At 66.0% G+C, this 19,914-nt stretch carries 18 protein-coding genes and 7 tRNA genes; 2 read left to right on the forward strand and 23 right to left on the reverse strand.

Features of this window, described 5'->3' with window-relative positions; translation table 11 throughout:
* Positions 1-99 precede the first annotated feature (99 nt).
* The 8 genes from AC3IFE_RS31850 to gltX form a co-directional block, all read right to left on the reverse strand.
* A tRNA-Asp gene (locus tag AC3IFE_RS31850) sits at positions 100-176 on the reverse strand.
* An 80-nt stretch (positions 177-256) separates the two neighbouring features.
* A tRNA-Glu gene (locus AC3IFE_RS31855) sits at positions 257-332 on the reverse strand.
* 63 nt (positions 333-395) lie between these two features.
* A tRNA-Asp gene (locus tag AC3IFE_RS31860) sits at positions 396-472 on the reverse strand.
* A gap of 73 nt (positions 473-545) precedes the next feature.
* A tRNA-Glu gene (locus AC3IFE_RS31865) sits at positions 546-621 on the reverse strand.
* A gap of 63 nt (positions 622-684) precedes the next feature.
* Positions 685-761: transfer RNA gene (locus tag AC3IFE_RS31870), tRNA-Asp, on the reverse strand.
* A 78-nt stretch (positions 762-839) separates the two neighbouring features.
* Positions 840-915, reverse strand: a tRNA-Glu gene (locus AC3IFE_RS31875).
* Between the two features lie 137 nt (positions 916-1,052).
* Positions 1,053-1,128, reverse strand: a tRNA-Ala gene (locus AC3IFE_RS31880).
* A 127-nt stretch (positions 1,129-1,255) separates the two neighbouring features.
* The gene (gene gltX, locus AC3IFE_RS31885; RefSeq protein WP_489194275.1) at positions 1,256-2,665 is read right to left on the reverse strand and encodes a glutamate--tRNA ligase; all 1,410 of its coding nucleotides are present in this window, start codon (positions 2,663-2,665) and stop codon (positions 1,256-1,258) included.
* A 275-nt stretch (positions 2,666-2,940) separates the two neighbouring features.
* Here gltX and AC3IFE_RS31890 point away from each other — a divergent pair, with 275 nt between their 5' ends.
* A complete protein-coding gene (locus AC3IFE_RS31890) occupies positions 2,941-3,858 on the forward strand; it encodes a patatin-like phospholipase family protein (protein WP_489194277.1) in 918 nt (305 codons plus the stop codon).
* A gap of 153 nt (positions 3,859-4,011) precedes the next feature.
* On the opposite strand, the gene AC3IFE_RS31895 is transcribed toward AC3IFE_RS31890, so the two are convergent.
* From AC3IFE_RS31895 to AC3IFE_RS31935, 9 genes are all read right to left on the reverse strand, one after another.
* Positions 4,012-4,686 (reverse strand): C40 family peptidase, encoded by a 675-nt coding sequence (locus tag AC3IFE_RS31895; protein ID WP_089467758.1) that lies wholly within the window; start codon positions 4,684-4,686, stop codon positions 4,012-4,014.
* A gap of 128 nt (positions 4,687-4,814) precedes the next feature.
* On the reverse strand, positions 4,815-6,437 hold the full coding sequence (locus AC3IFE_RS31900) for an ABC transporter ATP-binding protein (RefSeq protein WP_489194279.1): 1,623 nt from the start codon (positions 6,435-6,437) through the stop codon (positions 4,815-4,817).
* A complete protein-coding gene (locus AC3IFE_RS31905) occupies positions 6,434-7,531 on the reverse strand; it encodes an ABC transporter permease (protein ID WP_489194281.1) in 1,098 nt (365 codons plus the stop codon). The genes AC3IFE_RS31900 and AC3IFE_RS31905 overlap by 4 nt, the downstream gene beginning before the upstream one ends.
* Positions 7,532-7,579: 48 nt before the next feature.
* Positions 7,580-8,623: a microcin C ABC transporter permease YejB gene (locus AC3IFE_RS31910; protein WP_089467761.1), complete on the reverse strand. Its 1,044-nt coding sequence runs from the start codon at positions 8,621-8,623 to the stop codon at positions 7,580-7,582.
* A 50-nt stretch (positions 8,624-8,673) separates the two neighbouring features.
* Positions 8,674-10,548: an extracellular solute-binding protein gene (locus AC3IFE_RS31915; protein ID WP_489194284.1), complete on the reverse strand. Its 1,875-nt coding sequence runs from the start codon at positions 10,546-10,548 to the stop codon at positions 8,674-8,676.
* Between the two features lie 138 nt (positions 10,549-10,686).
* Positions 10,687-11,040: a hypothetical protein gene (locus tag AC3IFE_RS31920; RefSeq protein WP_489194285.1), complete on the reverse strand. Its 354-nt coding sequence runs from the start codon at positions 11,038-11,040 to the stop codon at positions 10,687-10,689.
* A gap of 171 nt (positions 11,041-11,211) precedes the next feature.
* Positions 11,212-11,907, reverse strand: coding sequence for a response regulator transcription factor (locus tag AC3IFE_RS31925; protein WP_089467763.1), 696 nt, complete (start codon positions 11,905-11,907; stop codon positions 11,212-11,214).
* Between the two features lie 16 nt (positions 11,908-11,923).
* Entirely contained in the window at positions 11,924-13,315 is a 1,392-nt protein-coding gene (locus AC3IFE_RS31930) for a sensor histidine kinase (protein WP_489194288.1), read from the reverse strand.
* A gap of 11 nt (positions 13,316-13,326) precedes the next feature.
* Positions 13,327-14,001 carry a response regulator transcription factor gene (locus AC3IFE_RS31935; protein WP_489194289.1) on the reverse strand — a complete coding sequence of 225 codons (675 nt, stop codon included), beginning with the start codon at positions 13,999-14,001 and terminating at the stop codon, positions 13,327-13,329.
* Between the two features lie 218 nt (positions 14,002-14,219).
* Between AC3IFE_RS31935 and AC3IFE_RS31940 the strand changes: the two genes are divergently transcribed.
* The gene (locus AC3IFE_RS31940) at positions 14,220-14,519 is read left to right on the forward strand and encodes a DUF4148 domain-containing protein (protein ID WP_089467766.1); all 300 of its coding nucleotides are present in this window, start codon (positions 14,220-14,222) and stop codon (positions 14,517-14,519) included.
* 108 nt (positions 14,520-14,627) lie between these two features.
* On the opposite strand, the gene cyoD is transcribed toward AC3IFE_RS31940, so the two are convergent.
* The 6 genes from cyoD to AC3IFE_RS31970 all read right to left on the reverse strand — a co-directional run.
* The gene (gene cyoD, locus AC3IFE_RS31945) at positions 14,628-14,960 is read right to left on the reverse strand and encodes a cytochrome o ubiquinol oxidase subunit IV (RefSeq protein ID WP_059573658.1); all 333 of its coding nucleotides are present in this window, start codon (positions 14,958-14,960) and stop codon (positions 14,628-14,630) included.
* Positions 14,961-15,569: a cytochrome o ubiquinol oxidase subunit III gene (gene cyoC / locus AC3IFE_RS31950; protein WP_011549497.1), complete on the reverse strand. Its 609-nt coding sequence runs from the start codon at positions 15,567-15,569 to the stop codon at positions 14,961-14,963. It abuts the gene before it with no gap.
* Positions 15,569-17,575, reverse strand: a complete 2,007-nt coding sequence (gene cyoB, locus AC3IFE_RS31955; RefSeq protein WP_489194292.1) for a cytochrome o ubiquinol oxidase subunit I — start codon at positions 17,573-17,575, stop codon at positions 15,569-15,571. Before cyoB ends, cyoC begins: the two co-directional genes overlap by 1 nt.
* A 3-nt stretch (positions 17,576-17,578) precedes the next feature.
* The gene (gene cyoA / locus AC3IFE_RS31960) at positions 17,579-18,466 is read right to left on the reverse strand and encodes a ubiquinol oxidase subunit II (protein WP_089467769.1); all 888 of its coding nucleotides are present in this window, start codon (positions 18,464-18,466) and stop codon (positions 17,579-17,581) included.
* Positions 18,393-18,728: a hypothetical protein gene (locus AC3IFE_RS31965; RefSeq protein ID WP_489194294.1), complete on the reverse strand. Its 336-nt coding sequence runs from the start codon at positions 18,726-18,728 to the stop codon at positions 18,393-18,395. Before AC3IFE_RS31965 ends, cyoA begins: the two co-directional genes overlap by 74 nt.
* A gap of 22 nt (positions 18,729-18,750) precedes the next feature.
* Positions 18,751-19,914 (reverse strand): NADH-quinone oxidoreductase subunit M (locus tag AC3IFE_RS31970; protein ID WP_489194296.1); only part of this gene is annotated, 1,164 nt, incomplete at its 5' end.

Here is a 19,914-nt window from a genome sequence, read left to right on the forward strand (position 1 = left end):
AGGGTGATGTCCTAGGCCTCTAGACGAAGGGGACAACGTACTGCTTACATCCTTAACGAGAAAGCCCGTTCAAAAACGTTTTTTGAACGGGCTTCGTTCTGGCGGAGCGGACGGGGCTCGAACCCGCGACCCCCGGCGTGACAGGCCGGTATTCTAACCAACTGAACTACCGCTCCAGCTTTTCTGCACCACCGCCTGCAGGATCTCGTCACGTTCCCGCAAGCGTTGCGACACTTCTACGAAACGCCGCTGAATCTGGCGTCCCCTAGGGGATTCGAACCCCTGTACTCACCGTGAAAGGGTGATGTCCTAGGCCTCTAGACGAAGGGGACAACGCACTGCTTACATCTTTAATACAAAAGCCCGCTCAAAAACGTCTTGAACGGGCTTCGTTCTGGCGGAGCGGACGGGACTCGAACCCGCGACCCCCGGCGTGACAGGCCGGTATTCTAACCGACTGAACTACCGCTCCAGTCTTGCTGCTTGCCTGGCAGGCGTCGGTTACTTCCTGCCGGCGCGTCGTTTGTTCGAACGACGCCGAAATCTGGCGTCCCCTAGGGGATTCGAACCCCTGTACTCACCGTGAAAGGGTGATGTCCTAGGCCTCTAGACGAAGGGGACAACGCACTGCTTACATCTTTAATACAAAAGCCCGCTCAAAAACGTCTTGAACGGGCTTCGTTCTGGCGGAGCGGACGGGACTCGAACCCGCGACCCCCGGCGTGACAGGCCGGTATTCTAACCGACTGAACTACCGCTCCAGCTTTCTTACCCAACCTGCAGGACGTCGGTTACGTTCCTGCAAGCCTTGCGACACTTCTACGAAACGCCGCTGAATTTGGCGTCCCCTAGGGGATTCGAACCCCTGTACTCACCGTGAAAGGGTGATGTCCTAGGCCTCTAGACGAAGGGGACAAAATCTTTTCAGATTTGTCTGACTTTCGCTATTTACTTTCAGTCAACAGCGAAGGCCGAAATTCTAACTGCTTTGAATCATTTTGTGAAGCATTTATTACTACCGCTGCTTCGCAAATCAATCCAGCTTGTTCTGTTGGTGGAGGTAAGCGGGATCGAACCGCTGACCTCTTGCATGCCATGCAAGCGCTCTCCCAGCTGAGCTATACCCCCTTGCAGAACAGAAATGAGATTATATGGACCGATTTCGAACTTGTAAATACCCTTTTTACGATTCGCGCGAAATTTTTTGCGAAGCCGCCGCGCGCTCATGCGCGGCGGCTTCGCTCTCGCCCATACGTCAGGCCAGCGCGGCCTCGATACGCGATACCACGACGTCGCGACCGAACAGCACGAGCACCGCATCGATCGACGGCGTGTGCGTCGTGCCCGCCACCAGCAGACGCACCGGCATCGCGAGCTGCGGCATCTTCAGCTTGTGCGTGGCGAGCGTCGCCTTCAACGCCGCGGACACCGCCTCCTTCGTCCAGTCGGCCGCCTTCAGCGCGGCGACGAGATCGGCCAGCGCCGGCCGCACCGCATCGGTCACGTGCTGCGCGAGCGCATCGGCGTCGGGCGCCGGCACACGGTAGAACATCGCTGCGCCTTCCGCGATCTCCTTGACCGTCGTCGCACGATCCTTCATCAGGCCGACCACCGCGTCGAGCGCGGGGCCCGTCGCGATCGCCGCGTCGTCGATGCCGAGCGCATCGAGGAACGGCTTCGCGAGCGCCGCGAGGCGCGCGTTGTCGGCTTCCTTGATGTAATGCGCGTTCAGCCAGCTCAGCTTGCCGTGGTCGTACTGCGCCGGCGACTTGCCGAGATGCTCGAGGTCGAACCATTCGACGAACTGCTCGCGCGAGAAGATCTCGGCGTCGCCGTGCGACCAGCCGAGGCGCGCGAGATAATTGACGACGGCCTCCGGCAGGAAGCCCGCGTCGCGGTACGCCATCACGCTCATCGCGCCATGCCGCTTGCTCATCTTCTCGCCCTGCTCGTTCAGCACGGTCGGCAGGTGCGCATAGACGGGCGGCTCGCCGCCGAGTGCGTTCAGGATGTTGATCTGGCGCGGCGTGTTGTTCACGTGGTCGTCGCCGCGGATCACGTGCGTGATGCCCATGTCCATGTCGTCCACCACCACGCAGAAGTTGTAGATCGGCGTGCCGTCCGGGCGCGCGATCACGAGGTCGTCGAGCTCCTCGTTCGAGATCTCGACACGCCCCTTCACCGCGTCGTCCCACACGACCGTGCCCGTCAGCGGATTGCGGAAACGCAGCACCGGCTTCACGCCGGCCGGCGGCTCCGGCAGCACCTTGCCGGGCTCCGGGCGCCACGTGCCGTCGTAGCGCGGCTTCAGGCCGGCTTCGCGCTGGCGTTCGCGCAACGCGTCGAGTTCCTCGGCCGACATGTAGCACGGGTATGCGAGGCCCTTCTCGAGCATCTGCGCGAGCACTTCGCGATAGCGGTCCATCCGCTGCATCTGGTAGATCGGGCCTTCGTCGAAATCCAGCCCGAGCCATTGCATCCCTTCGAGGATCGCATCGACCGCTTCCTGCGACGAGCGCTCGACGTCGGTATCCTCGATGCGCAGCACGAACGTGCCTTTCATCTTGCGGGCGAACGCCCACGGATACAGTGCGGAGCGGATGTTGCCGAGGTGGATGAAGCCGGTGGGACTCGGCGCGAAGCGGGTACGGACAGGACGGGTCATAAACGGTAACTCGAACGCCTGGGGCGCATGAATGATTCGACGCGGGACGACGGCAGCCCGGACAGCAACGGAGCCGGCGACGCCCGGAACGGGAAAGAAGCCGGAATTATACTCGCGCCGGACATCGCGCCAAGCGCACCGCTTGCTTTATGATGTGCGCGCCGCGGCCGCCAGCCGGTGCGGCGCCGGCCGCGCGGAACCCACCGCGCGCCCTCGGAAACCATCGCAGCCGCGCGGGCCGTGTGACCCGCCGCCAAGCCGCCGGAGAACCATCGATGTCGTCCCCTCGCCTGTCGCGCCGCCACTTCACGATCGCGTGCGCGTCCGCCAGCCTCGCCGCCTGCACCTCCTTCGGCGACAAGTCCCGTCCCGGCACGGCCCTGCCGCAGGAGAAGCCCGTCAAGATCGGCGTCGCGCTCGGCGGCGGCGCCGCGCGCGGCTTCTCGCACATCGGCGTGCTGAAGGCGCTCGAGGCGCGCGGCATTCCGATCGAGATCGTCGCCGGGACGAGCGCAGGCTCGGTGGTCGGCGCGCTCTATGCGTCGGGCATGACCGCGCTGCAGATCAACAGGATCGCCCTCGACATGGACGAGGCGGCGATCAGCGACTGGGCGCTGCCGTTCCGCTCGCGCGGCCTGCTGCAAGGCGTCGCGCTGCAGAACTTCCTGAACAAGACGCTCAACAACCGGCCGATCGAGAAGATGGCGAAGCCGCTCGGCATCGTCGCGACGGACCTGCAAAGCGGCCAGCCGATCCTGTTCCAGCAAGGCAACACGGGGCTCGCGGTGCGCGCGTCGTGCAGCGTGCCGTCGGTGTTCGAGCCGGTGAAGATCGGCACGCGCGAATATGTGGACGGCGGCCTGGTGAGCCCGGTGCCGGCGTCGTTTGCGCGCAAGATGGGCGCGAGCTTCGTGATCGCGGTCGACATCTCGGCCAGGCCGGACGGCGCGGCGACCAACAACCCGATCGAGATGCTGCTGCAGACCTTCACGATCATGGGCCAGACGATCAAGACCTACGAGCTCGCCAAGTACGCGGACGTCGTGATTCGCCCGAACCTCGCGGCGATGGGCGGCAGCGACTTCAACCAGCGCAACGCGGCGATCCTCGCGGGCGAGGAAGCGGTCGCGCGCATCATGCCGGAACTGCAGCGCAAGCTCGCGGCGGCGCGCGGCGTGACGGCCGCCGCGTAAGCCGCGACGGGCGGGAGGCCGCGCCACGGGCCGCCGCCCGGCGGCCGACGGAACGACTTCCGCCTCGCCTTTGGCGCCGCTCCAAAAGCAAAAAACCCTGCCGCCTTTCGGTGACAGGGTTTTTTATCGTCCGGCCTGATCGACCGGCAAACGTCAGTTGTTGCCGTTCGCCGAATCGTCGCCGATCGTCGCGCGCACGCGGCGCAGGTCTTCCGGCTTCATCGGCGGGAATTCCGATTCGATCCGGCGCGCGCCGGTGAAACGCTTTTCCCAGTAGCCGCTGTCGAGATCGTCGACGCGGACGGTGCTGCCCGTCGACGGCGAATGCACGAACTTGTTGTCGCCGATGTAGATGCCGACGTGCGAGAACGTGCGGCGCATCGTGTTGAAGAACACGAGATCGCCCGGCTTCAGGTTGCTCATGCTCACCTTCTCGCCGACGCGGCTCATCTCTTCCGCGCGACGCGGCAGCGACATGCCGAGCGTGTCCTGGAACACGTAGCGCACGAAGCCGCTGCAGTCGAGGCCCGAATCCGGCGAGTTGCCGCCCCAGCGATACCGCACGCCGATCATGTTCAGCGCGCCGACGACCACGTCGCCTGCCTTGCCCGCCATGCCGGCAAGGAACGACTTCGCGCCGCCGCTCGACGGCTGCGCGCTGGTCTGCTGGAGGGAGGAACCCGACCCGAACTGAGTCGAATTGGTGACATTCTGGTTAAAACTGCTGACTTCGTCGGCGAACGCGCCGGGTGCTGCTGCGAACAGGGCGCCGATGAACAGCCCGGCGATGGTGCGCGCGCATGCCTGGGTCAGGGATCGATGCTGCATTGGTCGATGGAATGTGCTTAAAAATCAGCTGATTGGCGGAAAATTTCGGTCGATACTAGCCAGCGCGTAATCGTTTGTCAAAACAAATTAATAAATACAATCGAGATGGTCAGACCATTGGACCCCTATCACGCTTTCCAGACTGCTTTCAACAGCTTTTGTGTGTAAGGATGTGACGGTCTGCCGAAGATGTCGGCGACCTCCCCCGACTCGACGACGGCGCCGTCCTGCATCACCGCGACGCGGTGCGCCATCGCGCCGATCACCTCCAGGTCGTGGCTGATGAACACGTAACCCAGGTTGTATTTCTGTTGCAAATTCGCAAGCAGCTTCAGCACCTGCTGCTGGATCGACACGTCGAGCGCGGACGTCGGCTCGTCGAGAATCAGGATGCGGGGCTCCAGCACCAGCGCCCGCGCGATCGCGATCCGCTGGCGCTGGCCGCCCGAGAATTCGTGCGGATAACGGTGCAGCACCGTGCGGTCGAGGCCGACTTCGCGCAGCACCGCGAGCGACTTCGCGCGGCGCGCGTCGGGCGTCATGTCCGGGCGATGCAGCTCGAGCCCTTCGCCCACGATCCGCTCGATCGTGTGACGCGGCGAAAGCGAGCTGAACGGATCCTGAAAGACCACCTGCATGTTCGAGCGCAACGCGGCCTGTTCGCGGCCGCGATAGGTCGACAGCGCACGTCCCTGGAATTCGATCTCGCCGCCGGCCGTCTTCTGCAGCCCGAGCAGCGCCATCGCGAGCGTGGATTTCCCCGATCCCGATTCGCCGACGATGCCGAGCGTTTCGCCCTGCCGCACCGACACCGACACGTCGGCCACGGCCGTCACCGGCACCGTGCCGAACCAGCCCGCGAAGCCCGGCCGCTTGCGCGCGAACTGCACGCTGACGTGGCGCGCGTCGAGCACGACCGGCGCGATCGGCATCACCGGCGTGACCGTGCGCTGCGGCCGGCTGTTCAGCAGCCGCTGCGTATACGGATGCTCGGGCGCCGCGAAGATCCGCTCGACCGGCCCGCTCTCGACGAGCCGGCCATGCTCCATCACCGCGACGCGCTGCGCGAAGTGCCGCACGAGATTCAGGTCGTGCGTGATCAGCAGGATCGCCATCCCGCGCTTTTCCGCCTCCTCGCGCTGCAGCGCCAGCAGCAGATCGACGATCTGCGCGCGGATCGTCACGTCGAGCGCGGTGGTCGGCTCGTCGGCGAGCAGCAGGCGCGGCCGGCACGCGAGCGCCATCGCGATCATCGCGCGCTGCCGCTGGCCGCCCGACAACTGGTGCGGGTAGCTGTCGACGCGTTTCTCGGGCTCCGCGATGCCGGTGCGCGCGAGCAACGCGATCGCCCGCTTGCGCGCCTCGACGGCCGACACGCCGTCGTGCAGCACGATCGTCTCGCCGATCTGCACGCCGATCGTATACAGCGGGTTGAGCGCCGTCATCGGCTCCTGGAAGATCATCGCGATGTCCGAGCCGCGCAGCCCGCGCATCTCGCGCTCGCTCTTGGCCGCCAGATCCTGGCCCGCGAAGCGGATCGCGCCGCTTACTTCGGCGTCGCGCAGCAACCGCAGGATCGACAGCGCGGTCACGCTCTTGCCCGACCCCGACTCGCCGACGAGCGCGACCCGCTCGCCGCGCCCGATCGCGAGCGTCACGTCGTCCACCGCGACCGTGTCGCCGAAACGCACGTGCAGATGCTCGAGCGACAGCAGCGGCTCGTCCGCCTTCGATACGATGGCGTCGCTCATCGCTGGCCTCCGGCCGCGCGCACCGAATCGGCGATCCGCGTGTCGAGCGCGTTGCGCAGCGCATCGCCCATGAAGGTCAGCAGCAGCAGCGTCGCGACCAGCACGCCGAACGTCGACAGCGAGATCCACCACGCGTCGAGGTTGCCCTTGCCCTGCGCGAGCAGCTCGCCGAGACTCGGCGTCGGCGGCGGCACGCCGAGCCCGAGGAAATCGAGGCTGGTGAGCGCGAGGATCGAGCCGCTCATCCGGAACGGCAGGAACGTGATCACCGGCGTGAGGCTGTTCGGCAGCACGTGGCGCCAGATGATCTGCCAGTTCGTCAGCCCCATCGCGCGGGCCGCGCGCACGTAATCCTGCGTGCGGTTGCGCAGGAACTCGGCACGCACGTAGTCGGCGAGCCCGATCCACCCGAACAGCGACAGCAGCACGATCAGCAGCAGGAAGCTCGGCTCGAAGATCGACGCGAAGATGATCAGCAGGTACAGCTCGGGCAGCGAACTCCAGATCTCGATCAGTCGCTGCCCGACGATGTCGATGCGCCCGCCGAAAAAGCCTTGCACCGCGCCTGCGGCGATCCCGAGCAGCGTGCCGATCACGGTCAGGATCAGCCCGAACTCGACCGAGATGCGGAACCCGTACACGAGCCGCGCGAGCAGGTCGCGGCCCTGCGCGTCGGTGCCGAGCCAGTTCTCGCGCGACGGCGGCGCCGGGTTCGGCACGTTCGAGAAGTAGTTCAGCGTGTCGTAGTAATAGCGGTTCGGCGGATAGACGACGAAGTTGCCGGGCGCCTCGAGCCGCTTGCGCACATACGGATCGAGATAGTCGGCCGGCGTCGGGAAATCGCCGCCGAAGGTCGTCTCCGGGTACGCATGGAACATCGGGAAATAGGTCTGGCCGTCGTAGCGCACGACGAGCGGCTTGTCGTTCGACCACAGCGGCGCCGCGAGGCTCGCGGCGAAGGCGACGACGAAGATCACGAAGCTCCAGTAACCGAGGCGCTGCCGCCTGAAGCGCTGCCACACGCGGCGGGCCGGCGACGGCGACACGCGCGCGCGCGCCGCGTCGATGCGGGGGGATGCGACGGCCCGGTTCATCGCGCGCCTCGCCCGCTGGCGCCGGGCATGCGAATGGCTCGTTTCATGTCAGCGCTCCAGGTTGTCGAATTGAATGCGCGGATCGACCCACACATAGCAAAGATCGGAAATCAGCTTGGTCGCGAGCCCGATCAGCGTGAACAGGTACAGCGTGCCGAGCACGACCGGGTAGTCGCGCCGCACGACCGATTCGTACGACAGCAGCCCGAGCCCGTCGAGCGAGAACAGCGTCTCGATCAGCAGGCTGCCGGTGAAGAACGCGCCGATGAACGCGGCCGGGAAGCCGACGATCAGCGGCAGCATCGCATTGCGGAACACGTGCTTCCACAGCACGCTGCGCTCAGAGAGCCCCTTCGCGCGCGCGGTCAGCACGTATTGCCGGCGGATCTGGTCGAGGAACGCGTTCTTCGTGAGCATCGTGACGACCGCGAAGCTGCCGACGACCGACGCGGTGATCGGCAGCGCGATGTGCCACAGATAGTCGAGCACCTTGCCGACGAGCGACAACTGCGCGAAGTTGTCCGACGTGAGGCCGCGCAGCGGAAAGAGCTGCCAGAACGAGCCGCCGCCGAACAGCACGAGCAGCAGCACGCCGAGCACGAAACCCGGAATCGCATAGCCGACCAGCACGACGAGGCTCGTCGCGACGTCGAACGGCGAACCGTTGCGCACGGCCTTCGCGATGCCGAGCGGCACCGAGATCAGATACGTGAGGAAGAACGTCCACAGCCCGATGCTGATCGACACGGGCAGCTTCTGCACGACGAGCGACCACACGCTCTGGTGGCGAAAGTAGCTTTCGCCGAGATCGAAACGCGCGAAGCGCTCGAGCATCAGCCAGTAGCGTTCGAGCGGCGGCTTGTCGAAACCGTACAGCGCCTTGAGTTGCGCGAGCTGCTGCGCGTCGACGCCGGTGTGCGCGCGCATCCCGAACGGCGTCGCGCCCTGCTCCGTCGCGCCCTTGCGCAACTCCTGCACGGCCTGCTCGACCGGGCCGCCCGGCACGAACTGGATCACCGCGAACGTGAGCGTCAGCACGCCGACGAGCGTCGGGATCATCAACAGCAGGCGTTTGAGGATGTAGCTCCACATAGGGCGTCGACTCGTGATCGGTGGCGGGTTGGATGAGGGGCCGGCGCGGCTCAGTGATCGGGCTTCGCCCACCAGGTCGACACGACCCAGCCCTCGGCCGAATAGTACAGCGGCAGCGTCCGCGGATAGGCCAGCGTGTGCCGGTACGCGATCCGGTGCGTCGTGCTGTACCACTGCGGCACCGCGTAGTAGCCGTGCATCAGCACGCGGTCGAGCGCGTGGGTCGCATCGAGCAGTTCCTCGCGCGTCTGCGCGGCGCCGAGCGCGTGCAGCAACGCGTCGACGGCCGGCGATTTCAATCCGATGACGTTGTCGGAACCCGGCTCGTCGGCGAACTTGCTCGCGTAACGCGAGTACTGCTCGGAGCCCGGCACCTGCACGCCCGGCAGGCGGATCGTCGTCATGTCGTAGTCGAACGCGTCGAGGCGCTTCTGCAGCAGCGCGAAATCCGCCGTGCGAAAGCGTGCGTCGATGCCGAGCTTCGCGAGATTGCGCTGGTAGGCCGTCACGATCCCTTCCATCGCGGCGCCCGAATCGTCGAGAATCTCGAACGTGAACGGCTCGCCCTTCGCGTTGCGCAGCGCGCCATCGCGATAGGTCCAGCCGGCCTGCGCGAGCAGCGCGCGCGCCTTCAGCAGGTTCGCGCGCAGCGAGCCCGGCGGATTCGTGCTCGGCTGCGTGACCATCGGGCCGAACACCGCAGGATCGAGCTGCGCACGCAGCGGCTCCAGCAGCTTCAGCTCGCCCGCGCCCGGCGTACCGGTCGCCTGCAGGTCGGTGTCGGCGAAATAACTGTTGAGGCGCGTGTAGGCGCCGTAGAACAACTGGCGGTTCAGCCATTCGAAGTCGAACGCGAGGTCGAGCGCCTGACGCACGCGCACGTCCCGGAACAGCGGTCGGCGCAGGTTCATGAAGAAGCCTTGCATGCCGGCGCCGTTATGCTGGCGGAATTCGCGCTTGACGAGCTCGCCGCTGTCGAACCGCTTGCCGACGTCGCGCCGCGTCCAGTTGCGCGCGATGTACTCGACGAGCACGTCGTACTCGCCGGCCTTGAACGCTTCGAGCCGCGCGACGCCGTCGCCGTACAGCTTGTAGACGATCCGTTCGAAATTGTTGGTGCCGATCCGCACCGGCAGGTCGGCGCCCCAGTACGCGGGGTTGCGCCGGTAGGTGATCGTGCGGCCGTTGTCGTAATGGTCGACCACGTACGGGCCGCTGCCGATCGGCTGCTCGAACGCGAGCTGGTCGAACGGGATGCGCGAGCCGTCCGCGCGCAATCCCCACTTGCGCGAGAACACCGGCACGCCGCCAGCGATCAGCGGCAACTCGCGGTTCGCGCTGTGGAATTCGAAGCGCACGGTCGCGGAATCGACCACCACGGCCTTCGTGATTTCGGCGAAGTACGCGCCGAACTGCGGTGCGGCCAGCTTGCTCTTCAACGTGTCGAACGAAAACTTGACGTCGTCGGCCGTGACGCGATCGCCGTTCGAGAAGCGCGCGCGCGGATTCAGGTGGAACGTGACCGAACGGCGGTCCGGCGCGACGTCGATGTCGTCGGCCAGCAGCCCGTATGCGGACGCCGGTTCGTCGGAGCTGCCGGTCGCGAGGCTCTCGAACAGCATGTCGATGCCGGGCGCGGGGTTGCCGCGCATCGTGAACGGGTTGAACTTGTCGAACGACGTCAGCCGGTTCGGATTCGCGAGCACGAGCGTGCCGCCCTTCGGCGCGTCGGGATTCACGTAGTCGAAATGCTTGAAGCCCGGCGGATACTTCGGCTCGCCGTACTGCGCAATGGCGTAGGCCGCGTGCGCGGCCGGCGCGGCCAGCGCCGCGTGCAGCGCCAGCACCGCGGCCACGCGGCCGGCGGCCCGCAGCGCGCCGAGGCGGGCGCGCGCGGCGGCGGCCCGGGGCGAACCCTTCGTCATAGAGGCCCTGTGGTCGAATGAGGGTAGTAACGTGGAGCGATTCTACCCATTCAACCCGTCGAGCCAAAAGAAAACCGCCACGCGGGCGGTTTCCTCACGAGCAGTTATCGCGCGCGGCGAGCACGCGCGACCCGTCGATCAGCGCCAGCCGTTGTGGCGGCCGTGGTCCCAGTGACCGCGATCGCCCCAGCCGCGACTATGGTGGCGATACCACTCGTCGCGGCCCCAGTAGCGGCGGCCGTCCCAGTAGCGGTCGCCGTGCCAGCCGATCACGATCGCCGGCGCCGGCCCATACACGGGCGCCGGTGCGTAGACAGGCGCCGGCTGGTAGACGACCGGCGGAGGCGGAGGCGCATACACGGGCGCGGGCGCGACGTAGACCGGCGCCGGCACGCCGACGTTGATCCCGACATTGACTCCCGCCATTGCTGCGCCCGACACGAGCAAGGCCGTCATACCGGTCAAGAGCGAGGCAACACGCAAAGTCTTCATGGATTCCTCTTCTGGTTGTGTCATGTGTGATTGGACTATAGCGGCAAGCGACCGCCCCGCATATTTCAAGTTTGTAAGAACTGATGCGCGGCATCGCAACGGGAAGCCCGCGCTAACGTCTTGTAACAATCGGCGCCCCCGCGCCCGGCCCCTCCTTTCCCGAAACGCCTTTCATCCCGTGCCGCGGCCCGCGTCAAGCGGCGCGGCGCCCGTGTCGAACCGGAAGCCGAATCGCGCAACCGTTTCGATCCGCGCGGAAAACGCATGCGCGGCCAGCTTGCGCCGCAATCGTACGACGAGCGCATTGACCGTTTCGGGTTCGATGTCCGCATCGCCCCACGCATAACGGAGCACGGCGTCGCGCCCGACCGGCCGCCCCGCTTCGCGCAGCAGGCATTCGACCACGCGAAATTCCCGTGCGCTGAGCGCGAGCCGCCGGCCGCGCTCGTCGAGGGCGCGCGTCGCCGTGTCGAGCCGGATCGATTCCCGCATCGCGACGACGCCCGCGCGACGCCACAGCGCGCGCAGCCGCTCGTGCAATTCGACGAACGAGCACGGATGGGCCAGGCAGATGTCGCAGCCTGCGTTCAGTATCCGCGCACGCTCGGCGGAGGTGGTGCCGGCGACGATCGCGGCAATCGTCGCGCTGCCGGCCGACGCGGCGAGTCGCGGCAATTCGTCGAGAATCGCCGGCGCGGACGCGCCCTCGGTCGCGACGATCACGATCGCGTCGAACCGGTCCTGCGTCGCCGCGAAACAGCCGTCGCGCCATTCGTCGACGCGCTCGACGCCGTGCATGCTTTCCCGAAACGCCTTGTCGAGCCGCGACGCGTCCGGCGTCGGCGGCGCGATCAGCAGGATGCGCATCGCTCGGCCTCCTCCGTCACGCGAGCGAACGCGGCCAGCATTCGACCGTGATCGCCGCACCGGCCGGCTGCGCATCGCCGATCCGCAGCGCGAAATCGTGCACGCGCATCACCGCCGATACGACGCTCAACCCGAGCCCCGAGCCGTTCACGTGACGCGTGCGCTCGCCGCGATAGAAGCGCTCGAGCACCGCATTGCGCTCGCCGGGCGGGATGCCGGGCCCGGTGTCCTCGAACCGGACGAGCGGGCCATGCGACGCCGTCTGGAGCACGACGCGCACGCGGCCGCCGGGCGGCGTGAACTTGATCGCGTTGTCCGCGAGATTGCTGAACGCCTCGAACAGCAACGCGCGGTCGCCATGAATGCCGTCGACCGCGGCCGCATCGAGTTCGAACGACACGTCGACCGCCTCCGCCAGCGGCTCGTAAAGCTCGCACACGTCGCGCAGCAGCGCCGCGACGTCGACCGCGGCGAAACCGCCGCGCCGGCTCAGCGTGCCGATCTCGGAGATGCGCAGCATCGCGCGAAAACGTTCGAGCAGCCGGTCGGTCTCGTCGCGCGCCGACGCCAGCAGCGCCGCCGACGCGGGTTCGTGTGCGCAGAACGGCTGGTCGGCCAGCCGCGCCAGCATCCGATGCACGCGTGCGAGCGGCGTGCGCAGGTCGTGCGCGATCCCGTCGCAGGCATGGCGCACCTCGCCCATCAGCCGCTCGACTTCGTCGAGCATGTGGTTCACGAGATGCGCGAGCAGATCGAGCTCGTCGTAGCGGCCGACCGGCAACCGCTTGCCGAGATCGCCCTCGGCGATCTGCCGCGTGACGCGCCGGATCTCGGCGACGCGGCGCATCTGCCGCATGCCGAGCATGCTGCCGCCCGCGACGCCCGCGATCAGGATCATCACGCCGCCGATCACGAGCCCGCGAATCGCGACGTCGCGGATTTGGATGAAGTGCGACAGGTCGCGCGCGACGACCAGCGTCATCCCGTTGTCGCGGTGCACGGCCATCGCGCGCGTGATCGGCGACGATTGACCGTCGAGCGGCGCGAGCGTGCGGTTCAGCGTCTGGCCGTGGCGATCGGCACGCAACGCGGGCGGCGTCGCGATGTCGCCGGCCACGCGACGGCCGCCCGCATCGAACAGCCCGTAGAAATTCGTATGCATGTGCTCGTGCTCGAGCCGCCGATGGATCGCGAGCGGCAGCTCGGCATCGGGAATCGAATCGAAATAGATCAGTTGCCACGCGAGCACTTCGTCGGTGTCGCGTGTCATCGCGTGCGTCGCGGCCACGCTGATCACGCCCGCGAGCAACAGCAGCGACACCGAGAAGATCGCCGCGTACGCGCACAGCCAGCGAAACGTCGTCGTATGCCAGCGGCGCGTGAAGTTCGCCGCACGGGCCGCGTCCATCCGTGCCTCCGTCAAGCGAGCATGTAGCCCGACCCGCGCACCGTCTGGATCATCGGGTTCGCGCCGGGCGGATCGATCTTCCTGCGCAGCCGTCCCATGTGAACGTCGATCAGGTTGGTGCCGGGATCGAAGTGATAGCCCCACACGGCCTCGAACAGCATCGTGCGCGTGATCGTCTGTCCTGCGTTGCGCATCATGAATTCGAGCACGCGGAACTCGGTCGGCAGCAGCGGAATCTCGTCGGCGCCGCGGCGCGCGCAGCGCGAAATGAGGTCGAGCTCGAGCGTGCCGACCTTCAGCAGCGTCTGCTGCGGCACGCCCGATGCCTGCCGGCGGCGCAGCAGCACTTCGATGCGCGCGCTCAGTTCGCCGGAATCGAACGGCTTCGTCAGGTAATCGTCGCCGCCCGCACGCAGGCCGCGAATGCGCTCGTCGACGTCGCCGAGCGCGCTCAGCATCAGCACCGGCGTATCGATGCCGACCGTGCGCATCGCGGTCACGATCGCGAGACCGTCCGCCCCCGGCAGCATCCGGTCGAGCGTGATCGCGTCGTACGATGCGCTCATCGCACGCATCATCCCTTCGCGGCCGTTGTCGATCCAGTCGACCTCGAAGCCGCGTGCGGTCAGCTCGCCGACGATTTCGTTCGCGGTCACCGCATCGTCCTCGACCGTCAGTACTCGCATCGTTGCCCTCGCAATGAACGTCAAGACGGGCGCGCACGATGCGCCCGCCACTATCGTAGGCGCTGCGATCGCCGCGCGGCGCCAGATGAAAATAGCTTCATCCCGCGTCGCGGCACGCCCCTGTGAAACATGTTTCATCCGTGCGTCGGCCGCGCCGCGGCCGCGGCCGCCTACGCTGACGTCATGCGGCATCGGGCCGCGAACCCAGGAGTTATCGGATGAAACTGTCGACCACCGTCGCCTGCATGCTGCTCGCATGCGCGAGCACCGCCGCATTCGCGGGGCCGCACCTCACCCCGCAGGAATGCAATGCGTACCCGTTCGTGCACACGGGCCGCGACGTCACGCGTGCGGACCTCGTGCGCGAGCTGACCGAACTCGAACAGGTCGGCTACGATCCCGCCCATGCCAGCCCGTACTACCCCGACGATCTCGACGGCGCGAAGCATCGGCTCGCCGCCGAGTACCGCGCCGACTGCACGCATGCGCTGACGGCGGACGCCGGCGCGCGGCACTGACCGCACCGCCCTGCACAACGCAGCAGCGGGAAAAAACGAAAAGGCGGCACGTGCCGCCTTTTCTTCATGAGCGCGCAGCGAGGTGCCCCCGCTGCGCCGCGCCGCCGCTCAACGCGACATCATGTTCATGCTCACGTTGTGCATCACCCACAGCGTGCCGACGATCAGGATCGCGGCGGTCAGCACCGTATAGCTGAACGCCATCACGTTCCAGCGCTGGCCCGACGAGCCGTTCATGTGCAGGAAGTACACGAGGTGCACGACGATCTGCACGAACGCGAGCACGGCGAGCCCGATCAGCGAAGCATGCGGCGACAGCACGCCGCCCATCACGAGGCCGAACGACGCGGCCGTGAGCAGCACCGACAGGATGAAACCGGCGACGTAGCCGCCGACACTGCCGTGCCCTTCTTCGAGTTGAGACGAATGCGAATGGGCCATTTAGATCACGCTCGCGAGATAGACAAAGGAAAACACGCAGATCCACACGATGTCGAGGAAGTGCCAGAACAGGCTCAGGCACGTCAGGCGTCGCAGGTCGCGATCGGTCAGGTCGCCGCCGCGCAACACGATCTGCGCGGCCAGCACGATCATCCACAACAGGCCTGCCGTCACGTGCAGCCCGTGCGTGCCGACCAGCGTGAAGAACGCCGACAGGAACGCGCTGCGCTGCGGGCCCGCGCCTTCCGCGATCAGGTGCGAGAACTCGCGCAGTTCCATCGTGAGAAACGCCGCGCCGAGCACGAACGTCACCGCGAGCCACGCGAGCAGCGCACCGCGCCGCTGCTGGTACGCCGCGAGCATCGCGAAACCGTACGTGATGCTCGACAGCAGCAGCGCGGCGGTTTCCACCGCGACGCCCGGAATGTCGAACAGCTCTTTCGCGGTCTGCCCGCCCGCGTACTGGTGGCCGAGCACCGCGAACGTCGCGAACAGCGCCGCGAAGATCACGCAGTCCGTCATCAGGTACAGCCAGAAACCGAACACCGAATGCGACGGCGGATGGTCGTCGTGTTCGAGCAGGGTCGCGCTCAAGGTTTTCTGCAACATCAGTTGGCCTCCAGTTCCACACCGTCGACGCGCGCGGCCGTGCGCTTCGTCGGCTGCTTGTCTTCGGTCTTGCGCACCGTCGACGCGGGGATGTAATAGCCGTCGTTATCGCGCGAGCTGTAGATCACGAGCGTCGCGATGATCCCGACGAGCCCGCCGATCGCCATCCACCAGATGTGCCACACCAGCGCGAAGCCGAGCACCAGGCTGAAGACCGCGATCACGAGGCCCGCACAGGTATTCGACGGCATGTGGATGTCGCGAATCGCTGCCGGATTCGGCCGGCCTTCGCCGCGCGCCTTCATGTCCGCATACGCATCGAGCGTGCGCACCTGCGGGATCACCGCGAAGTTGTAGTCGGCCGGCGGCGACGACGTCGCCCACTCCAGCGTGCGGCCGCCCCACGGGTCGCCCGTCGTGTCGCGGTACTCGGGCAGATGGCGGTTGCGGATGCTGACCACCAGCTGCAGCAGCTGGCACGCGATGCCGATCGCGATCAGCACGGCGCCGAACGCGGCGACCAGCAGCCACGGATGCCAGGCCGGATTGTCGTAGTGGTTCAGGCGGCGCGTCATGCCCATGAAGCCGAGCACGTAGAGCGGCACGAACGCGACGTAGAAGCCGATCTGCCAGAACCAGAACGCGGCCTTGCCGAGCTTCTCGTTCAGCTTGAAGCCGAACGCTTTCGGGAACCAGTAGTTGAAGCCCGCGAGATAGCCGAACAGCACGCCGCCGATGATCACGTTGTGGAAGTGCGCGATCAGGAACAGGCTGTTGTGCAGCACGAAGTCCGCGCCGGGAATCGCCATCATCACGCCGGTCATGCCGCCGAGCGTGAACGTGACCATGAAGCCGATCGTCCACAGCACGGGCGTCGTGAATTCGATCCGGCCGCGGTACATCGTGAACAGCCAGTTGAACACCTTCACGCCGGTCGGAATCGCGATGATCATCGTCATGATCCCGAAGAACGCGTTCACGTTCGCGCCCGAGCCCATCGTGAAGAAGTGATGCAGCCACACGAGGAACGACAGCACCATGATCGCGCAGGTCGCATACACCATTGTCTTGTAGCCGAACAGCGGCTTCTTCGCGAACGTCGCGATGACTTCCGAGAAGATCCCGAACGCCGGCAGGATCAGGATGTACACCTCCGGATGGCCCCACGCCCAGATCAGGTTCAGGTACAGCATCGCGTTGCCGCCGGCGTCGTTCGTGAAGAAGTGCATGCCGAGGTAACGGTCGAGGCCGAGCAGCGCGAGCGTCGCGGTCAGGATCGGGAACGACGCCATGATCAGCACGTTCGTGCAGAGCGCCGTCCACGTGAACACCGGCATCTTCATCAGCGTCATGCCGGGTGCGCGCATCTTGACGATCGTCACGAAGAAGTTCACGCCGGTCAGCAGCGTACCGACGCCGGAGATCTGCAGCGCCCACAGGTAGTAGTCGACCCCCACCCCCGGACTGAACTGCAGCTCCGAGAGCGGCGGATACGCGAGCCAGCCCGTCTGCGCGAATTCGCCGATCACGAGCGACACGTTGATCAGGATCGCGCTGACCGCCGTCATCCAGAACGACAGCGAGTTGATGAACGGGAACGCGACGTCGCGCGCGCCGATCTGCAGCGGCACAATCAGGTTCATCAGGCCGACCATGAACACCATCGCCATGAAGAAGATCATGATCACGCCGTGTGCCGTGAAGACCTGGTCATAGTGGTGAGGCGGCAGGTAGCCGGGCCCGTTGTACGCGAGCGCGAGCTGCATGCGCATCATGATCGCGTCGGCGAAGCCGCGCAGCAGCATGATCAGCGCGACGATGATGTACATCACGCCGAGTCTCTTGTGGTCGACCGTGGTCAGCCATTCCGTCCACAGCCATTTCCAGCGGCCGGTGATCGTCAGCGCGGCGAGAATGCCCAGCACGACCAGCCCCATGAAGGCGCCGGCCCCCATGATGATGGGCTGATCGAACGGGATCGCCGAAAGTGTGAGTTTGCCGAACATGCGTTACCCCTTCGTGCCGCAGGCGGCGTCCTTCAGGTCGAGGACGTGGCCATCGTTGTATTTCGCGATGATGTTGTGGAAGAGCCGCGGATCGACCGACGAGAAGTAGCGCACCGGCGCCTTCTCGCTCGGCTGCGCGACGGTGCCGTACACGGTCGCGTCGAGCCGGTCCGGCGACGCCTTCACCTTCCGCACCCAAGCATCGAACTGCTCGCGCGGCTCGGCGAGCGTGCGGAACTTCATGTCGGAGAAGCCGCGGCCGCTGAAGTTGGCGGACGTGCCCGCGTAATTGCCGGGCTCGTCGGCGATCAGGTGCAGGCGCGTCTGCATGCCGGCCATCGCGTAGACCTGGCCGCCGAGCTGCGGGATGAAGAACGAATTCATCACCGAATCCGACGTGATGCGGAAATTCACCGGCGTGCCGACCGGAATCGCGAGCTGGTTCACCGACGCGATGCCGAGTTCCGGATAGATGAACAGCCACTTCCAGTCGAGCGCGACCACCTCGACGTCGATCGGCTTCACCGCCGATTCGAGCGGCTTGTACGGATCGAGCTCGTGCGTGGTCTTCCACGTGAGCACGCCGAGGAACAGGATGATCAGCGTCGGCACCGTCCAGATCACGACCTCGATCGCGGTCGAGTGCGACCAGTTCGGCGCGTAGGCGGCGTTGCGGTTCGACGCGCGGTAACGCCACGCGAACCCTAGCGTCAGCAGGATCACCGGCACGACGACGATCAGCATTGCCCACGTGGACGTCGCGATCAGCGCCTTTTCGGCCGCACCCACGCTTCCTTTCGGATTTAGTACATCTAAGTTACAACCTGACAGGCTCAAAGCCGCGCCGATTGACATCAGCGCCGACCAGCCTCTTGATGCTCTTCTTTTCATCACACAGCCCGAGGGTCATTGAATCCGTTTGCGTATGCCCGATGCGCATTCGATTCACGAAATGGGCCGAATCATACGTCGCGCGAGCGCGATGAAAAACCTGTGCATGCGGCAAATCATCATTGCAAAATCTGCCGTGAGTCACATTGTCGCGGGGCAATTTCACGCAGCCGGAAGCGGGCCCGGCACTCGCCATGCCGGGCTTTGGATCGATGCGCGCGCAACCATGCGCGCCGCGCGATGCGGCGCGCTTGCCTGACATGGCGCGGCGCGGTGAGCCGCGATCAGTCGTGCGTCGAAGCCATGTACGACGGCAACGCCGGCGCGGGGCCATCCGCCGCGGGCACCTTCGAATGGCTCGCTTCCTGGATCAGCTTGCCGACGGTCGGGTCGATCGCATCGGTGAACGGCTTCGGATCGATGCCGACCGCCAGCACGACCAATGCGAGCGACGCGAACACCACGATCTCGCGGCGGTTCAGGTCGGCGAGCTTCGCGATCCGCTGGCTCGCGACCTTGCCGAACACGACGCGCTTGAGCATCCACAGCGTGTACGACGCGCTGAGGATCAGCGTGAGCGCCGCGATCGCGCCGATCCAGAAATTGAAGCGGATCGCGCCCATGATGACCATGAACTCGCCGACGAACCCGGACGTGCCCGGCAGGCCGACGTTGGCCATCGCGAACAGCAGCGTGAAGGTCGCGAAACGCGGCATCACGCCTGCCACACCGCCGTATGCGGCGATCTCGCGCTGCCGGGTGCGATCCACGAGCACGTTCACGCACAACAGCATCGCGCCCGCGACGAAGCCGTAAGACACGAGTTGCACGATCGCGCCTTCGACGCCGATCCGGTTGAACAGGAACAGCCCGAGCGTGACGATCCCCATGTGCGCGACCGTCGAATACGCGAGCAACTTGCCGAGATCGGTCTGCGCGAGCGCAATCAGGCTCGCGTAGACGATCGCGAACAGCGACAGCGCGATCACGGCCGGCGCGAAGAAGTGGCTCGCGTCGGGCGTGATCGGCAACGCGAAGCGCAGGAACCCGTAGCCGCCGAGCTTCAGCATCGCGAGCATCAGCGCGGCGCCCGTCGGGCCGTCCGTGTACACGTCGCTCAGCCACGTGTGGACCGGCCACATCGGCACCTTGACCGCGAACGCGGCGAAAAAGCCGAGGAACACCAGCAACTGCGGCGCGAAGCCGAGCTGCAGCGTGCGCCACACGGCCATGTCGAACGTATGCGACTGCGCGTACAGGTACAGCATCGCCATCAGCAGCAACAGCGAGCCGGCGAACGAAATGAAAAAGAACTTCACGGCCGCATATACGCGGCGCTCGCGCCCCCACGTGCCGATCAGCAGGTACAACGGGATCAGCGTCGCCTCGAAGAAGATGAAGAACAGCAGCCCGTCCTGCGCGACGAACACGCCGACCATCAGCCCCGA

It is taken from the genome of Burkholderia sp. APQ4-4ca, assembly GCF_057837105.1.

What these genes read in the sequence shown, in the direction of transcription:
- AC3IFE_RS31905 (WP_489194281.1), bottom strand. Translation starts at nt 7,531, where the DNA reads ATGAACCGGGCCGTCGCATCCCCCCGCATCGACGCGGCGCGCGCGCGC.
- AC3IFE_RS31920 (WP_489194285.1), bottom strand. Translation starts at nt 11,040, where the DNA reads ATGAAGACTTTGCGTGTTGCCTCGCTCTTGACCGGTATGACGGCCTTG.
- AC3IFE_RS31925 (WP_089467763.1), bottom strand. Translation starts at nt 11,907, where the DNA reads ATGCGCATCCTGCTGATCGCGCCGCCGACGCCGGACGCGTCGCGGCTC.
- AC3IFE_RS31910 (WP_089467761.1), bottom strand. Translation starts at nt 8,623, where the DNA reads ATGTGGAGCTACATCCTCAAACGCCTGCTGTTGATGATCCCGACGCTC.
- AC3IFE_RS31935 (WP_489194289.1), bottom strand. Translation starts at nt 14,001, where the DNA reads ATGCGAGTACTGACGGTCGAGGACGATGCGGTGACCGCGAACGAAATC.
- AC3IFE_RS31930 (WP_489194288.1), bottom strand. Translation starts at nt 13,315, where the DNA reads ATGGACGCGGCCCGTGCGGCGAACTTCACGCGCCGCTGGCATACGACG.
- AC3IFE_RS31940 (WP_089467766.1), top strand. Translation starts at nt 14,220, where the DNA reads ATGAAACTGTCGACCACCGTCGCCTGCATGCTGCTCGCATGCGCGAGC.
- cyoC (WP_011549497.1), bottom strand. Translation starts at nt 15,569, where the DNA reads ATGTTGCAGAAAACCTTGAGCGCGACCCTGCTCGAACACGACGACCAT.
- cyoB (WP_489194292.1), bottom strand. Translation starts at nt 17,575, where the DNA reads ATGTTCGGCAAACTCACACTTTCGGCGATCCCGTTCGATCAGCCCATC.
- AC3IFE_RS31965 (WP_489194294.1), bottom strand. Translation starts at nt 18,728, where the DNA reads ATGTCAGGCAAGCGCGCCGCATCGCGCGGCGCGCATGGTTGCGCGCGC.
- cyoA (WP_089467769.1), bottom strand. Translation starts at nt 18,466, where the DNA reads ATGAAAAGAAGAGCATCAAGAGGCTGGTCGGCGCTGATGTCAATCGGC.
- gltX (WP_489194275.1), bottom strand. Translation starts at nt 2,665, where the DNA reads ATGACCCGTCCTGTCCGTACCCGCTTCGCGCCGAGTCCCACCGGCTTC.
- AC3IFE_RS31895 (WP_089467758.1), bottom strand. Translation starts at nt 4,686, where the DNA reads ATGCAGCATCGATCCCTGACCCAGGCATGCGCGCGCACCATCGCCGGG.
- AC3IFE_RS31890 (WP_489194277.1), top strand. Translation starts at nt 2,941, where the DNA reads ATGTCGTCCCCTCGCCTGTCGCGCCGCCACTTCACGATCGCGTGCGCG.
- AC3IFE_RS31900 (WP_489194279.1), bottom strand. Translation starts at nt 6,437, where the DNA reads ATGAGCGACGCCATCGTATCGAAGGCGGACGAGCCGCTGCTGTCGCTC.
- AC3IFE_RS31915 (WP_489194284.1), bottom strand. Translation starts at nt 10,548, where the DNA reads ATGACGAAGGGTTCGCCCCGGGCCGCCGCCGCGCGCGCCCGCCTCGGC.
- cyoD (WP_059573658.1), bottom strand. Translation starts at nt 14,960, where the DNA reads ATGGCCCATTCGCATTCGTCTCAACTCGAAGAAGGGCACGGCAGTGTC.